This is a genomic window from Priestia sp. LL-8 (assembly GCF_036227845.1).
Lineage (GTDB): Bacteria > Bacillota > Bacilli > Bacillales > Bacillaceae_H > Priestia > Priestia zanthoxyli.
The window spans coordinates 357246-373584 of record NZ_JAZAQH010000001.1 but is presented as its reverse complement, the minus strand read 5'-3'; the positions used below and the strand labels follow the sequence as shown (position 1 = coordinate 373584).

Annotated in this window: 18 protein-coding genes and 1 riboswitch; of the genes, 7 read left to right on the top strand and 11 right to left on the bottom strand. The window is 38.2% G+C overall.

Annotated elements, in window-relative coordinates:
- The first annotated feature begins 111 nt into the window (after positions 1-111).
- Entirely contained in the window at positions 112-1230 is a 1119-nt protein-coding gene (gene yfkAB / locus U9R83_RS01970) for a radical SAM/CxCxxxxC motif protein YfkAB (protein WP_115652965.1), read from the top strand.
- A gap of 36 nt (positions 1231-1266) precedes the next feature.
- Here yfkAB and U9R83_RS01965 read toward each other — a convergent pair whose 3' ends face one another.
- Complete coding sequence (locus U9R83_RS01965; RefSeq protein ID WP_014461844.1) at positions 1267-2067, bottom strand: YfkD famly protein; 801 nt, start codon at positions 2065-2067, stop codon at positions 1267-1269.
- Positions 2068-2208: 141 nt separating this feature from the next.
- Entirely contained in the window at positions 2209-3264 is a 1056-nt protein-coding gene (gene cax, locus U9R83_RS01960; protein WP_014461845.1) for a calcium/proton exchanger, read from the bottom strand.
- 200 nt (positions 3265-3464) lie between these two features.
- On the opposite strand from cax, the gene U9R83_RS01955 reads away from it, so the two are divergent.
- Entirely contained in the window at positions 3465-3881 is a 417-nt protein-coding gene (locus U9R83_RS01955) for a pyridoxamine 5'-phosphate oxidase family protein (RefSeq protein ID WP_014461846.1), read from the top strand.
- Positions 3882-3900: 19 nt separating this feature from the next.
- On the opposite strand, the gene U9R83_RS01950 is transcribed toward U9R83_RS01955, so the two are convergent.
- From U9R83_RS01950 to U9R83_RS01940, 3 genes are all read right to left on the bottom strand, one after another.
- Complete coding sequence (locus tag U9R83_RS01950; protein WP_028412448.1) at positions 3901-4284, bottom strand: OsmC family protein; 384 nt, start codon at positions 4282-4284, stop codon at positions 3901-3903.
- Between the two features lie 206 nt (positions 4285-4490).
- Positions 4491-4979, bottom strand: coding sequence for a phenolic acid decarboxylase (locus U9R83_RS01945; RefSeq protein WP_014461848.1), 489 nt, complete (start codon positions 4977-4979; stop codon positions 4491-4493).
- A gap of 25 nt (positions 4980-5004) precedes the next feature.
- Positions 5005-5460: a DUF3237 domain-containing protein gene (locus tag U9R83_RS01940; RefSeq protein WP_014461849.1), complete on the bottom strand. Its 456-nt coding sequence runs from the start codon at positions 5458-5460 to the stop codon at positions 5005-5007.
- Between the two features lie 181 nt (positions 5461-5641).
- Here U9R83_RS01940 and U9R83_RS01935 point away from each other — a divergent pair, with 181 nt between their 5' ends.
- Positions 5642-6826, top strand: a complete 1185-nt coding sequence (locus tag U9R83_RS01935) for an MFS transporter (protein ID WP_042992359.1) — start codon at positions 5642-5644, stop codon at positions 6824-6826.
- Positions 6827-6841: 15 nt separating this feature from the next.
- Here U9R83_RS01935 and U9R83_RS01930 read toward each other — a convergent pair whose 3' ends face one another.
- Together U9R83_RS01930 and U9R83_RS01925 are read right to left on the bottom strand one after the other, a co-directional pair.
- Positions 6842-7765, bottom strand: a complete 924-nt coding sequence (locus tag U9R83_RS01930; RefSeq protein ID WP_243550186.1) for a cation diffusion facilitator family transporter — start codon at positions 7763-7765, stop codon at positions 6842-6844.
- Between the two features lie 14 nt (positions 7766-7779).
- Entirely contained in the window at positions 7780-8097 is a 318-nt protein-coding gene (locus U9R83_RS01925; protein ID WP_013081523.1) for an ArsR/SmtB family transcription factor, read from the bottom strand.
- 208 nt (positions 8098-8305) lie between these two features.
- On the opposite strand from U9R83_RS01925, the gene U9R83_RS01920 reads away from it, so the two are divergent.
- The gene (locus U9R83_RS01920) at positions 8306-8455 is read left to right on the top strand and encodes a BH0509 family protein (protein WP_013055132.1); all 150 of its coding nucleotides are present in this window, start codon (positions 8306-8308) and stop codon (positions 8453-8455) included.
- A 225-nt stretch (positions 8456-8680) separates the two neighbouring features.
- Entirely contained in the window at positions 8681-10600 is a 1920-nt protein-coding gene (locus tag U9R83_RS01915; protein ID WP_033580743.1) for a heavy metal translocating P-type ATPase, read from the top strand.
- Between the two features lie 229 nt (positions 10601-10829).
- Here the strand turns inward: U9R83_RS01915 and U9R83_RS01910 are convergent, their stop codons facing one another.
- The 3 genes from U9R83_RS01910 to U9R83_RS01900 are packed head-to-tail and all read right to left on the bottom strand — an operon-like array spanning position 10830 to position 12535.
- A complete protein-coding gene (locus U9R83_RS01910) occupies positions 10830-11669 on the bottom strand; it encodes a YihY/virulence factor BrkB family protein (protein ID WP_013081521.1) in 840 nt (279 codons plus the stop codon).
- A 14-nt stretch (positions 11670-11683) separates the two neighbouring features.
- Positions 11684-12022, bottom strand: coding sequence for a YtxH domain-containing protein (locus tag U9R83_RS01905; RefSeq protein ID WP_243550185.1), 339 nt, complete (start codon positions 12020-12022; stop codon positions 11684-11686).
- 39 nt (positions 12023-12061) lie between these two features.
- The gene (locus U9R83_RS01900) at positions 12062-12535 is read right to left on the bottom strand and encodes a low molecular weight protein-tyrosine-phosphatase (protein WP_013055128.1); all 474 of its coding nucleotides are present in this window, start codon (positions 12533-12535) and stop codon (positions 12062-12064) included.
- 176 nt (positions 12536-12711) lie between these two features.
- Here U9R83_RS01900 and U9R83_RS01895 point away from each other — a divergent pair, with 176 nt between their 5' ends.
- Both U9R83_RS01895 and ade read left to right on the top strand, forming a co-directional pair.
- Positions 12712-12939 carry a DUF1128 domain-containing protein gene (locus U9R83_RS01895; protein ID WP_013055127.1) on the top strand — a complete coding sequence of 76 codons (228 nt, stop codon included), beginning with the start codon at positions 12712-12714 and terminating at the stop codon, positions 12937-12939.
- A gap of 182 nt (positions 12940-13121) precedes the next feature.
- Positions 13122-13223: riboswitch (purine riboswitch) on the top strand.
- A gap of 83 nt (positions 13224-13306) precedes the next feature.
- Entirely contained in the window at positions 13307-15043 is a 1737-nt protein-coding gene (gene ade, locus U9R83_RS01890; protein WP_115652963.1) for an adenine deaminase, read from the top strand.
- Positions 15044-15281: 238 nt separating this feature from the next.
- Here the strand turns inward: ade and U9R83_RS01885 are convergent, their stop codons facing one another.
- The gene (locus U9R83_RS01885; RefSeq protein WP_014461857.1) at positions 15282-16028 is read right to left on the bottom strand and encodes a CAP domain-containing protein; all 747 of its coding nucleotides are present in this window, start codon (positions 16026-16028) and stop codon (positions 15282-15284) included.
- Between the last annotated feature and the right edge of the window lie 311 nt (positions 16029-16339).

Here is a 16339-nt window from a genome sequence, read left to right as displayed (position 1 = left end):
ATAGTCACTGGTGTCCGTTTTGAATGAGACGTATAATTTAGTCTAGCAGGATGGACGGTGAGATGCTTTCATAATCATTTCACTTTACGGAAAAATAAAAGGAGTTTTTTTATGGCCACTTTACAACGAATTACCCCGGAGTTCGATCCGTGGGAAGCGTATTTAGATATGAAACAATACGGCAAACCGACGCTCACAAACGTTGAATTTACAACAACAACGCTTTGTAATATGCGATGTGAGCACTGCGCGGTTGGATATACACTGCAGCCAAAAGATCCAAACGCACTGCCGCTTGATTTAATTTTAAAACGTCTCGATGAAATTCCAACTCTTCGGGCGTTAAGCATTACGGGCGGAGAGCCTATGATGTCCCTATCTTCTGTGAAAAATTATGTGGTGCCTTTATTAAAGTATGCACATGAACGTGGTGTCCGTACACAGATGAATTCAAATTTAACATTAGATCTTGCTCGTTACGAACAAATCATTCCTTATTTAGATGTTTTACATATTTCTCACAACTGGGGAACGATGGACGATTTTGTGGAAGCTGGCTTTGCAATGATGGATCGAAAGCCTACTTATGAGCAGCGCGCCAAATATTTCGACCGAATGATTGAAAACAGCCGTGCGCTTGTAAAAGCTGGTGTAACGGTATCAGCTGAAACGATGTTAAATAAACGTACGCTTCCTCATATGGAAAAGATTCATCGTCAAATTGTGGATGAAATGCTTTGTCAGCGTCACGAAGTACACCCTATGTATCCAAGTGACTTTGCCAGCACATTAGAAACATTATCTCTTCCTGAAATGCGCCAAGCAATTCGTCACCTTCTTGATATTCGAGATGAAAATGTGTGGATGCTATTCGGCACGTTACCTTTTTATGCATGCAGTAATAATGAGGAAGACTTAGCGCTTTTACAACGCTTGTATAGCAGTAAAAATGTAACTGTTCGAAACGATCCAGACGGGCGCTCTCGCCTAAATGTAAATATTTTTGACGGAGATATTATCGTAACGGATTTTGGTGATACGCCTCCTCTTGGCAACATTCAAGATACAAAGCTTACAGACGCTTTTGATACGTGGCAACAAAGTACGATTTCAAAAGAACTTAGCTGTCATTGTTCAGCGGTCTCTTGTTTGGGACCTAATATTTTGGTGAAAAACAGCTATTATCAAGATACTGATTTTAGCAAACTCCAAGCGAACATCACAAAATAACAAAAAAGAGATTCCAGCACTGGAATCTCTTTTTTGTTATCTCGGCTGATCGTAAGCCCCAAAGCTTAAGGAAACATAGTCTTGTACAGGAATCCATGCTCCAATTCCTTGAGACGTTACATTTCTCACAACAATTGAGCGCTTACTTCCTTTTACCGTTACATACACTTCTCCATACGTCACTTTTCCCTTTTCACTTACAGCAGGCGTGTACGCATAGAGATAACCTACTTTTTTAGGAGCTACGTTATAGACCTGGTCTTTTTTCGTTCCAGCACCTACAAACGTTTGAAAAGATAAAGCAAGCTTTGTTTTTTTAGCTGCTTCGATTAGCATCATTTGTTTAACATGATCAGGCTGAGGCACTTTTGCTGTTAATCCGCCTTTTACATGGCTTTGATTTTCCTGACTGTACATCATTTTATACTGAGTTTTTCCTGCTCTGTTATCATAATGATTCGTATTGATTCGCTGGTGCTGCCAGTTAACGTTTGTTTCTGCGGATTCATAATTTAACGGCCACTGTCCTAAAAAGATGGTTGCTCTAAAACCAATTGCCCATGGAGTTTTAGAAATGTTTGATTCATTTAATATACGAATTAAATCAGGGTTTTCAATTTTTACATTTGACGTTTCAATAAGCTCTTTTGTGAACTCACTCGGCTGCAAATATGGCGTGTCTTGACTAGCATTTGGATACGTATTTTCTTTTGAGATATTTAAAGCTGAAGAAGGCACGTTGATGGTAGGCTGAGCTGTTTTCGCAATGGCGATCTTCGTTGAACATGAAAATGAAATAATGATGGTAAACACAAATAAAAGCAATTTACGTAACATCTAGAAACTCCTTTCAACATCGTTAATGAATGCAACCATAGTTTTTTCAAACAACCCCTGTTTTATCCTGAATAACAAAAGGGAAATTCTTCTATTCAATTACACAAAAAGAAACGTTCACATAAAGTGAACGTTTCTTTTTTAAATAAGATAAAAACCAATTCCCATAATAATATAAGCACCTAAAAGAGTTGCACCTTCAAACCAGTTTGTATCTCCGTCATTAGAAATCGCAATGGTTAAAAATACAGCTGTTACCATCGCAATCAACTCAGGCCAAGTAAAAACTAGAGACATTTGGTTTTCGAACATTAGCGAAACAAGTACTAATATCGGCGCTACAAACATCGCTACTTGTAAAGTTGACCCAACAGCAATTTCAACAGCTACACCCATGCGATTTTTAACGGCCATAATAATAGCGGAAGCATGCTCTGCCGCGTTCCCAACAATCGCTACAATGATGACCCCGATGAACAGCTCACTCCAGCCAAAGCTTTCCGATACAATTTCGATTGTACTTACCAAGCTTTCGGATACGTAAGCTACAGCTAAAGTAGACAAAAAGAGAACCGCAATCGCTTTCCACATTGACCACTCTGGCTCCTCATGTTCTTCCACTTCTTCACTTTTATGCTGATACACGCCTCGATGCGTTACCAGCTTAAAGAATAACGCCGCTAAGTATAAGATGATGAGAATAATGGAAATCCCGACACTTAGAGACATGGTCTTCGCTTCGTTCATTTCGCTAGCAAACACTTCAGGAATAACAAACGCAACGATAACGGCAAAGATCAATAATCCAGAATTATGTCTTGCATCATAGACATTAAATTCTTGACGCTTAAATTTTAATCCCCCGATGAAGAATGAAAGACCGCCTACAAGAAGGAGATTTCCTAATACAGAACCGGTTAACGATGCAAGCACCACTGCTGTAAGGCCTTCTTTTAGAGCAAAAATAGAAATAATCAATTCTACAGCGTTACCAAACGTAGCATTTAATAGACCGCCTATCCGAGGACCAGCTACAACAGCTAAACTCTCTGTTGCTCTCCCCATAAAAGCTGCGAGGGCAATGATTGTTAAACAGTAAATAATAAACATAAGAACATCTGACCAGTGCATCATGTGCCCAATAACAGATAGCGGTACCCCAAGAATAACCGCTATAAGAAAAATCCGATTGATCATCGATATGTACACCTACCTTATTCATTTTTTGACAACAAAATCAATCATATCAAATTAATGGAATTTGTATAGACTCACCGTCAATGTTAGTATTTTTAACCTATTTTTATAAATGATAAACCCTTAATTGATTTTTGATTAAGATATTTAAAAATCAGCCAAACTACCAAGGGTAAAAAGATATAATAAGGAGTGAAAAAATGAGCAGTAATGATGTGAAAAATCAAATTTTATCCGTACTGGATGACTATACAATTGGAACGTTAGCTACAATTCAAGATGGAAAACCTTATTCACGCTTTATGATGTTTTTTCATGAAGATCTTGTGCTTTACACCGCCACCAATAAAGATACCCATAAAGTCGAAGAACTAGAAAAAAACCCTTACGTTCATATTTTGTTAGGCTATGATGGGCAAGGTTGGAGTGATCCGTATGTAGAGGTAGAAGCCAAAGTAAATGTAGAAACAAACGAAGAGTTAAAAAAGAAATTTTGGAATGAAAAGTTAAAAGAGTGGATTAAAAGTCCAGACGACCCAAATTATTTGCTTCTTCAGCTGACCCCTGAACGCATGCGCTATTTTGATAAAGCCGGAAGCAAACCAAAAGAAATATAAAAGTGGACATTGTCCACTTTTATTTTATTTCGAAGGTTTCTGTCACTTCTATACTGTCAATAACCGACTGTAGCATTGAGCAATTTTTTCGGGCTAGCTCAATCGATTTTTCAATTTTGTCTAATGGCAGGTCTTCTCCTGTGATGATATAGTGCAAGTGAATTTTTTCGATTCGCCCCGCTTTTTCATCATTGCGCGTTACATCAGCTTGGATGCGTAAATCAGAAAAAGCGATTCTTTTTTTCTCTAGAATTTTTCTTAACACGCCTCCGCTGCAAACGGCAATGGACGATGTCATTAGCTGATAAGGACGAAAGCCATACTCTTCATCTCCTGCGATATGTAGCTCTCCATAAGGAAGATCTGTCGTAAATCCCGCTTCTTTTTTCATGTTAAATTCCATTTTCTTCACTCCTTTACTTCATTATAAACTCCTTTTTATATAACCACCTACTCTCAATATGGATCACTTGTTACACCGCGGTTTATTTCCGGGCACCATCACAATAAAAAAATCCGAACGAATTTGATTCTTGATCAAGAATCAAATTCGTTCGGATCTTCCTTCAACTAACATACTTTTGTACTAGCCTTTTTTATGACTCCGTATTAAACTAATTTTCCAGCGCGAATATCATCCGTCATTCCTTCGTAAGGCGCTTGAGCGATAACTTCCTCATTATTCACTCCGACATTTTTGATAAATGTAATGTCAGCAAATTCCGGAACCACGTATTTTGGATATGTCTCATATTTCTCACGAGACTCATGCATTAAATCGAGATGATCATTTTGATAGCATACTGTGATTTCAGGATGTTCATGTACCCATTTTGGGAAGAAGATAATGCCGTGCATGCGTTTTTCATCAGGCATAAAGTTCAAAGATACATCTGTTCCCGTTGGTTCAGTCCACGATACTTTATATACACCTTCTGTTAATTTCACAATATCTACTTTTTGGTCGCGAACCCATCTTCCTGCCACCATTCCGCTATGAATACGGTAATCAATTGTATTTTCGTTTTTAATATAAATTTCATATTCCCATCCGTTTTCGTATGTGTAAATCATATGATTTCCAATAAATTTTTCCATGTTTATACCTCTCCTTTGGTCTGGTTTATAAAACTTCGTATATATCTAGCACAACGCTGTCTGGCTTTCTTACAGCAGCGCCTATAAACATGCGGTTCTGTAACCACTTATACTTTGCACTTCCTGTTTCAAAGACAGGAATCGTACGGAAATATACATGCTCTGGAGGTACAATTTTACCTTCAGCAGCCTGGTCTCTAAATTCTTCGCTAACCTGACGAATTCCGTTGTTTTCAATATAGATAAGTTCATCATCTTCTGTTTGAATCACATAACGAGCAGATAAATCCACGCGTCCATCCCAACGAATAATTTGAGAATCTGCTCCGCTCGGAAGGATTAAGCCTTTTATCTTTCCATATGCAGTACCTGACTTAATGGGAATAAACTGTTTTTTCCCCAAGCCCGTATGACCAATAACAACAGGTGTACCAACATTAATTGTAAATGTCGCTATTTTTTTAAGCTCTGGTTCTATCATAGCAATCACCTCTTAATTGTAAACAAAAACATGTAACTATTTACATGTTTTATTCTACTCTCCTTACATAAAGATGTCAAATGGACAGCACAGCCTGTTTATATCCTTGTCAATAAAGCGTTTTCCTTGTACGATTAAACAGTTGGATTGACAAAATATAGATAAAAAGAGGTTGAATGCTATGAGTGCTACTCATCAACAACGTTTCTGGATTTTAGTTAGCCTTGTCGCCATTTCTGGATTCAGCCAAGGCATGCTGCTGCCTTTAATTGCTATTATTTTTGAGAAAGACGGCCTTTCCTCTACTATAAACGGATTAAACGCAACTGGATTGTACCTGGGCATCTTATTTATTTCTCCGTTCATGGAAGCGCCGCTTCGCAGATACGGATATAAACCAATTATCGCAGCAGGGGGACTTTTAGTTATTGTATCTTTAGCTTTGTTTCCCCTGTGGAAATCTGTTGTATTTTGGTTTGTGCTCCGTTTATTTATTGGAATAGGAGATCACGCGCTGCACTTTGGAACTCAAACTTGGATTACATCGTCTTCCCCTGCTGATAAACGAGGTCGAAATATTTCATTATACGGGCTTTTTTTCGGTATTGGTTTTGCTGTTGGACCTTTAATGACGCCGTTAATTGAAATTAATCAAGCGCTGCCTTTTATGATTTCATCCGCTCTATGTCTTCTAACGTGGGTCTTTTTATTTTTGATAAAAAATGAATTTCCCCTACAGGAAGTGGAGGTTAATTCATTAAAAGAAACGGCTAAACGATTTTCTAAAGCGGCGAAATATGCTTGGATTGCTTTTTTACCGCCTTTTGGATACGGTTTTTTAGAATCATCACTGAACGGAAGCTTTCCTGTATATGGTTTACGAATTGGTTTGCAAGTAGAGTTTATTTCACTTCTGCTGACTTCTTTTGCAGTTGGAGCTATTGTGTTTCAGCTTCCTCTTGGCATACTGAGCGATAAATTGGGACGGAAATTGGTATTAGGGTGGATTTTATCAATTGGAGCCATGACTTTTTTTACAGCAAGTCTCTTGGAAGACACCTCTATTCCATTAGTAGCTTGTTTATTTATAGCAGGCATGGTTGTAGGCTCTACGTTTAGTTTAGGAATCAGCTATATGACGGACTTGATTCCTACTCGTCTACTGCCTACAGGTAATTTGCTATGCGGCATTGCTTTTAGTATCGGAAGCCTTGCCGGCCCTTACATAGGCGGCACGTTTATTCAGTTCTTTCACCATATCAGCTTTTTTAATATTATCAGCGGGATGCTTTGCTGTATTTTTATCGTTCTTTTTGTATTCGGACAAAAAATGCCTATGCAACAAAAAACAAGCGAGAACATCTAAGTTCTCGCTTGTTTTTTAAACTTTTAGCGTTGTGTGCTGAAGAGCTGATTTTTCAATTTGAATCGTCGTATGCTCAATACCGCAGTGATCATGTACTAAATCAATGGCTTTTTGCAAAATCTGCTGACAATCTTTTTCATCTTCTACGCGCATATGACAGCTCAATGAGTCCAGTCCTGAAGTGATCGTCCAAATGTGTAAATCATGCACATCTTTGACTCCTTCAATGTTTTCAAGAAGGTTTTTTATTTCACTGTGATCCACTCCTTCAGGAGAGCCTTCCATCAAAATATGAACACTATGAGCAAGCACGCCCCAAGCGCTTTTTAAAATTAATACAGACACAACTACAGAAATAATCGGATCAGCAATATACCATCCAAACAGCATCATAAGAAGCCCCGCTACAATAGCTCCAATAGATCCTAAAGCATCTCCCAATACGTGTAAGTAAGCGCTGCGTAAATTTACATTTCCTTTTACATCGCCTTGTCTCATAAGTGACCATGCGCTGATTAAATTAGCCAGTAAACCAACAGTAGCAATCAGCATCATGCTGCCGCTGGCAACAGACTGCGGCTCTAATACGCGCTGATAGGCTTCATATATGATAAATCCTGCTATTACAAACAGTGCCACTCCGTTAAAAAGAGCCGCTAATATTTCAAAACGATAATAACCGTACGTTTTTTTAGCCGATGCAGCTCGATTAGCAAACCATATCGCTACAAGGCTAAGAGCAAGTGAGCTTGTATCAGAAAGCATGTGTCCGCTATCGGATAATAACGCTAAACTATTTGTAAAAAGCCCTCCAACAAACTCAAGAACCATAATACCCGCTGTGATAATTAGTGCAATGAACAGACCTTTTTTGTTGCCTTCACGCTGTGTATCAAAATGGTGATGGTGACCATGATGGTGGTGATGATCATGACTCATCTAAAGTCCTCCTTCTATTCGTTATGTGCGCATTCTACGTGCTGAATTACTTGATGCAGTATTCCAACTACGTGTTCATCATCGTACGTATAGAAATACGTATTCCCTTCACGGCGATATTTTACTAAACGTAAATGACGCAAGTGAGTTAACTGATGTGAAATAGCTGATTGTGAAACACCAAGCACTTCAACCATATGACCCACTGAACACTCTTCTTGAAATAGCAAATAAAGAATTTTCATTCTCGTGGGATCTGAAATAGCTTTTAGTATTCTTGATGCTTCTTCTACTGTTTGAGGTGATAAAAACGAATGTTCATCTTTTTTCATAACATCTCTCCGTTCATTATATGCAAGTATATGAGCATATGTTCATATATAAATTATAAAACACATTTTTCTATATAGTCAATTATTTACGTCTTTCAAAATTTTTTTGCCTATTTTAAAAAAAAATCCACACAAAATACTTTTTCTGTTATATAATACAATTAAATATAATAAACTGTATTAAAACAGATGGAGAGGAGAATAATAAATGAGCAGACAAGAACGTAAAAACATGATTACATTTATTGAAACAATGAAGGGGATTGACCGTGAAACCTTAATGTACATGACGGATGCCGATATCGAGCACATTTACACTTCCGCTTATAAATATTATGAAGAGCATTTAGATATGTAGTACGTTTTTTACAGAATGCAGACGTCCAGCTGCATTCTGTTTTTATTTTTTAAGCATTAGTTGTTACCTCCTTGCTTGTTCCGTGCTATACTATACTAAATATCCCAATTCAAAAGATAATAAATGGAAAAAGTATGCTGCTATCGCTGAGATGGCAGCTTTCGTGCTTTTTTAGGGGTAATGATTGTGATTATTTTTCTCAATTATCGTTCAAGGAGGATTTGTATGGAAAATGCGTTACCTAAAAAACAAGAACAAACGCCGCAAACATCTTCTGCTGTCAACGTATTAAAAACACATGGTGAACTCATTGCTGCACTATTGAGCGGAGTGCTTATTTTAGCCGGCTGGCTGCTTTCAAAACAGCAGGATACAGCTGTATCTATCACGCTCTTTGTATTAGCTTATGTGATAGGTGGATTTGCTAAAGCAAAAGAAGGCATTGAAGAAACGATTGAAAATAAAGAATTAAACGTGGAAATGTTAATGATTATCGCAGCCATTGGAGCGGCTGTAATTGGCTACTGGACAGAAGGTGCTATGCTTATTTTCATTTTTGCCTTAAGCGGTGCACTAGAAACGTACACCATGAATAAAAGCAACCGAGAAATTAGCGCCTTGATGAATTTACAGCCGCAAGAAGCAACGCGTCTGATTGGAGACCAAGAAGAAATTGTCTCCATTTCGGATTTACAAATCGGTGACTTGCTGCTAGTTAAGCCGGGTGAACGAGTGCCATCCGATGGTATTGTTGTCTCAGGTCAAACAACGATTGATCAAGCTGCTATTACAGGGGAATCTGTTCCTGTACTAAAACAGCTCGATGATGAAGTATTCGCGGGCACGGTGAATGTGAAAGGCGCCATTACCATCAAAATGACAAAGCCAAGTGCTGAGACGCTGTTTCAAAAGATCATTCAACTTGTTCAAACAGCTCAAAGTGAAAAGTCGCCTTCTCAATTGTTTATTGAACGATTTGAAGGCACATACGTAAAAATTGTTCTATCGGTTGTAGCAGTTATGCTGTTTCTCCCACACTATGTGCTTGGATGGAGCTGGACCGAGACATTTTACCGTGCAATGATTCTCTTAGTTGTAGCGTCTCCTTGCGCTCTGGTTGCATCTATCACCCCTGCTTCGCTGTCTGCTATTTCAAACGGAGCAAAAAAAGGAATTTTGTTCAAAGGCGGCGTGCATTTGGAAAGATTAAGTCATTTAAGCGCAATTGCTTTTGATAAAACAGGAACGTTAACAAAAGGAAAGCCAGAGGTGACAAATGTCATTGTCCGTTCTGATATGAACGAACAGGAATTTCTTATTAAAATAGCATCAATTGAACGCCAGTCCAATCATCCGCTTGCTCAGTCCATTGTTGACTTTGTGAAAAATAAGCAGGAATTGACGCTCGTTCAGCCAGATTCGCTTGAAGACGTTCCCGGATACGGTGTCATTGGGTCTCTTCAAGGAGATACGTGGAAGATAGGAAAAGCAGATTTTGTAGGTAAAGAAGATGCAGCTGAATTTGAAAATGGGATTTCATCTACGCTTGCCAGTGAAGGAAAAACGATTGTGTACGCAAAAGACCAGCATGGTATTGTAGGATTGCTTGCCCTAAAAGACGTTGTACGAACAGAAGCTGTAGACGCTGTTAAATCTCTTAAAGAGCAGGGGATTCATACCGTCATGATTACAGGAGACAGCGAAAAAACAGCCGAAGCCATTTCAAAAGAATGTGCCGTCGATGAATACATTGCAGAATGTTTGCCTGAAGCGAAAGTAGATAAAATTAAAGCTTTAAAAGAAAAATTCCCTACCGTTTCAATGGTGGGAGATGGCATTAACGATGCACCTGCTCTGGCTACTGCTAACGTTGGAGTAGCCATGGGAGAAGGAACGGATGTCGCACTTGAAACAGCCGATATCGTTTTAATGAAAAATGATTTATCAAAAATTTCGGATGCAGTAGCTCTTTCCAGACGGATGAATTCAATTGTGAAACAAAACGTTATTTTTTCTATTGCCGTCATCTTTCTATTAATTTGTTCGAATTTTTTCCAAGTGCTTGATATGCCATTTGGTGTTATAGGTCACGAAGGCAGCACCATTTTAGTTATTTTAAACGGCCTTCGCTTGCTAAAATCTTAACTCAAAAAAGCCTAACGTATTTGTTAGGCTTTTTATTATGGAAATCAATGCCTTAATGGTAACCGTTTTGTCCATTTTGGCTGTTGCTTGTTTTATGCTTGGGCTGGCTCTTTTTATTTTGCTTTGTATTGCTTCCGTCTTTTTTCGTATGCTTTGTCATGATGTAAAACCTCCCTTTCACTTTGTTAGTATGCTCATATCTTGCGAATGATTTCATCCCAATTTGTGACTATGAAGATTTAACTCGACGGTCGTAGAAAATAGCGTTAATTTCTCCTCCAATAACGATAATCATACCTGATAGATACAGCCAAATAAGCAGGATAATAATTCCGCCCAAGCTTCCATATGTAGCTGTATAGTTATTGAAATGATTTACGTAATACGCAAACAGCATCGATACCACTGTCCATCCGACCGTAGCAAAAGCCGCTCCTTTTACAACATTTCGAATCAGCAGCTTTTTATTAGGAGCAAAGTAATATAACCCCGTAAAAACGGTAAACAAAATGAGACCGCTGATAATCCAGCGGGAAGCAGACCATAAAGCGAGAAAAGTTTCTGAAAACCCAAACGTAGACGATAAATAAAGACCAATCATATGACCGAAAACCGGAAGTAAAAGCGCTACAATAATAACAAATATCATCGCAAAAGTAAGGAGAACTGCCATACCTCTCGCCACTAAAAAAGGCCGATTTTCTTGTACGTGATACGCTCGGTTAAATGCTCTTACAATCGCATTAATTCCATTTGAAGCAGACCACATCGTCGCAATGATACCAAAGGACAATAGCTTTTCATTATGAGAACCAATGATATGGGAAACGTTGCTTTCAATCATGTGCAGCGTTTGCTGTGGCGCTACATTTTCGACCAAGTCAAGCAGGTCTGTTGATTCCAATGGCAAAAATCCAATCAGCGTAATTAAGAAAATTAAAAAAGGAAATAGCGAGAGCAGCAAATAATAAGCCAATTCAGCTGATAAACTGGGCAGCTCATCTCGATGAATGCGGCCCATCAGTTCTTTGCCAAACCTTACGATGTTATTTATGTACATTCCAGCCATATGTGCCTCCTTATTTATTTCTGTTCATCACCATACTTCTCCGCAAATGCTTCTTTTGTATCGTTTACAATTTCCATCACCTGAGGCGTTGTTTCTTTTAACTTTTCTACTTTTCCTGCTATAAATGATACATCTTCAGAAACTTGCTCGATGGTCGTGCGAATGGTTTCATATTTCTCTTTGACAGTATGCGTTACAAGTTCAGGGTGCTGAATAAGAGTTGTTGTTTTGTCTTTCAGTTTTTTGCTTCCTTGAATGACGGCGCTTCTTGTTTCTTTATCAAATAAAGAAACAGCTCCTCCTATAATTGCTCCAATGACAATACCTTCTACTAGCTTATTTCGTTTACCCATTTGTCGTTTCTCCTCCGTTTTTTATTTTTTAAGTATCTCTTATTCCGAGAAATGCTTCTCTATAATTTCGTCTAACAGAGCCTTGCATCCTTCTTGAACTAAGTCATATACTTCGTCAAAATTCCCCGTGAAATAAGGGTCAGGCACATCTTCAATATGTAAATCGGGCACAAAATCCAAAAGCCTTGCAATATAACCTGTTTTAGTATGTCCAGCCATCCTTCTCAGATTTCCTACATTTTCGACATCCATTCCAATAATATAATGGAATTTAGCTACATCCTCTTGAATCACTTGTCTTGCTGTTTGCCCTTTAAAATCAATGTTGTTTTTCGTTAAAATAGACTGCGTCCCTTCATGAGGAGGATTGCCTTTGTGCCAGCCTCCTGTGCCTGCAGAATCTACGTGAATTTGTCCTTCTAGCCCTTTTTTCTTCACCATATCTTTAAAAACCGCTTCTGCCATCGGTGAACGACAAATATTTCCCAAACAAACGAATAATACGTTAATCATAGTCTCGACTCCTTTCCCTTATTACAAACATTATATACAATCATTTTTAAACTAAAAAATAGTTTTCTTTTATTTATATCGTTTCCACTCTTCTGTGGATAAGAACCTGACATAAAAGTGTTCACACGATAAAAACATGTTACAATAAAAAAAACGCAACTGGAAGGATGAACAAAGTGGATTTATCAGTAAAATCTCCAGAGAATATTAAACATATGGTCGATAGCATTAGTGAAAAATTGCGCATGCTAAATATCGGAGCAATTAAAGCTGAAGCTTTTGACGAAGAAATGTATGAAGACTTAAAGTACTTATACGATATGGTAATGAGAAAAGATTCTTTTAGCCCAAGTGAAATGCAAGCGATCGCGGAAGAATTAGGTACACTGCGTAAACAAGCTTAATGACAACTCCGTCAATGACTAATAGCCATTGACGGTTTTTTCTACATTTTTTTCTATACATGAATGCTGCACCTTTTAGCGAGCAAATAAGAGTTAAATCGTTTACATACACATAGATGAAATATTCCCAAAAATCTTTCTTTTTTATTAGGAATTGACGTTTTTATTATTTGTCTATAGAATGTATCGAAATACCTAAAGCTCGTATAGTCTTGGAAATAGGGTCCAAGAGTTTCTACCGAACTACCGTAAATAGTTGGACTACGAGGGTTGAACATCATTCATACTGCATTTTTATTCTTCTTTATGTTCTCCCTTACATAGTCCTTCATTGTTATTCAGTTATACAATGAGAGGAGTCACATTCATGTCAAATACAAAAACAACCTTAAAAAAACAGCTTGCTGTTGCCAATAAAAAAATACCTGCAGATCTTGTAGTGAAAAACGGGAAAATTATCGATGTCTTTACGCTTTCCATCATCGAAGCCGATATTGCGATTGCAAATGGAGTGATTGTTGGAATAGGTCAATACGATGGGAATAACGTCGTGGATGCAAAAGGAAAATACATTTCTCCTACATTCATTGATGGACACGTTCACATTGAATCATCAATGGTTACACCTAAAGAGTTCTCAAAACTTCTTGTACCTAGAGGCGTCACAACTGTCGTAACGGACCCTCATGAAATTGCGAATGTTTCAGGGAAATCTGGCATTGAATTTATGCTTCAAAACTCGGATTCCATTCCCTTAGACGTATTTGTGAACTTACCTTCAAGCGTTCCAGCAACTCCTTTTGAAAGCTCTGGAGCCGTCTTAAAAGCAGCTGACTTAGCGCCATTTTTCTCTCACCCTCGCGTGCTTGGATTAGCAGAAGTGATGGATTTCCCTGCTGTGCGAGATGGAGATAACGATATGCTCGATAAATTACAAGCAGCTAACGATGCAAATGGCGTAATTGATGGGCACGGCTCAGGGTTAGATGCTACGGGCGTTAATATTTATCGTACCGCTAACATTTCAACAGATCATGAATGCGTAACAGCAGAAGAAGCAATTGAACGTATTCAGCGCGGGATGTATGTTCTGATCCGCCAAGGTTCTGTCGCTAAAGATTTGAAGCAATTATTACCCGCTGTAAATGAACGCAACGCACGCAGATTTTTATTCTGTACAGATGACAAACACCTAGATGATTTATTAACGGAAGGTTCTATTGATTATAATGTTCGTTTTGCTATTGAACTCGGGCTGGATCCATTAATTGCTATTCAAATGGCTTCATTAAATGCCGCCGAATGCTACGGGTTAAAAGATAGAGGTGCCGTTGCTCCTGGTTACAAAGCTGATTTTATTCTATTCGACGACTTAACCGATATATCTGCAGGACACGTCTATCAAAACGGAGAGCTCATTGCTGAAAATGGAGAGATGCTTTCTGTTCATGAAGAACAAATTGATCTTCCAACAGAACTAATGAATTCTGTTCATTTGAAAGAGTTTTCTATCAACAAACTTACGATACCACTTCAGCACAATCGCGCTAATATTATTGAAATTAATCCAAACAGCTTGCTTACAAATCATATTGTAGAAGAAGTTCAGGTGAAACAAAATGAATTTCAGCCTTCTATAGAAAACGATCAGCTGAAAATGGCGGTTGTTGAGCGTCATCATCTGACAGGAAATATTGGTCTTGGAATTGTAAAAGGATTTCAGTTAAAGGACGGAGCGATTGCTACTACGATTGCTCACGATTCACATAACATCGTAGCGGTAGGAACAAATGACGAGGATTTAGCAAAAGCAATTGCGGCAATTGAAGAAATCGGCGGAGGTATTGTTATTGTAAAAGGCAATGAAGTGATTGGCTCCCTCCCTCTTTCCATCGGAGGATTAATGTCACCTCATCCTTACAATGAAGTGAACAGCTTACTTGAGCAGCTTCACGGAGCTCTTCATGATCTCGATATCTCACAGAAATTCAATCCGTTGCTGACTTTATCTTTCTTGAGCTTACCTGTTATTCCATGTCTAAAATTAACCGACAAAGGATTATTTAACGTAAAAGAATTTAAGCATATCCCTGTTCAAGCATAAAATAAAAAGGACTCTTTCGAGTCCTTTTTATTTATACCCTTTAGAGGGGGTAGTTCGAGTTTTACGATTTTTATAATGACGATATCCTTCTTTTAACAGGATAGGAAAAACAGCGACTAGAATTTTTTTTACTATACGTCCCAATTTAAGGCACTCCTTTACGTGTTCTTACTTTACTATACCCAAATTGGACAGCTAAAAACGCAAAAAAGAGCAGGTATATCCTGCTCTTTTTGTATTACTTACCGATAAATTGTTGAGTCCAGTACGTAGTATCACCTTTGACGTATCCAACACCAATTTCAGTGAAATCAGGGTTTAGAATGTTTTTGCGGTGACCGTCACTATTCATCCAAGCATTCATTACATCCTCAGGAGATTGCTGACCTTTTGCAATATTTTCACCTGCAGTTGTATATTCAATGCCAAATTGTTTCATCATATCAAATGGTGAACCATACGTTGGTGAATTGTGGTCAAAGTAGCCTTTATCCATCATATCTTTTGATTTAGTGCGTGCAACGTCACTTAATTCTTTGTTAAGTGTTAGAGGTTTCAGACCTTGTTTTTCACGCTCTTGGTTCACTAAATCTACTACCTTTTGTTCAAATTGACTAGCATCTTTTGTTTGTTCTGCTTTATCAGTATTTTCTGATTGTTGAGCTTTTGTATTTTGCTGTGTTTGCTCAGGAGCTTTTGCCTCTTCACTTTGCTCTGGTGCTTTTGCTTGTTCCTGTGGAGCTGCTTCAGCTTGCTCTGGTGTTTGTGTTTCTTGTTGTGGAGCTTCTGCTTGAGCAGATTGTCCTTGAGCGTTAAATTTCTTTAATAGCTCATCTACATTTATATTTTGTGCTGCTTGAGCATCTTTAATGTTAATTTGTTTTGGAGTGTTGCAATCAGGAGCTGCTGCATTTGCTTGTCCTGCTGTTAGTAATCCTAATGATACGGCACCTGCGACAGTGGCAATACGAAACCTTTTCTTCATGTTTGAAATCCTCCTATGTGATAATAAAGTTTTTTGTAAAACCGCAACGCATCTAAGCTTGTAGCAAGCCAATCTCGTGATGCACCCTCATTGTTGCATGAAAACTATGAAACTCGCAACGCCTTTTAAGCTACCAAAATTATACTCACACTTATGTAAAAAATATTTCGATTATGTTACGCGGCTTCCATCTATTGATAGTAAAAGGTTTTCATATACTTTGAGAAACAGCTCCATCCAATGCGGTAATATAACTGTAAATTCCTCGTCAAAAACGTTACATACAAAAAAGGCGACAGCAGAGTGATAAA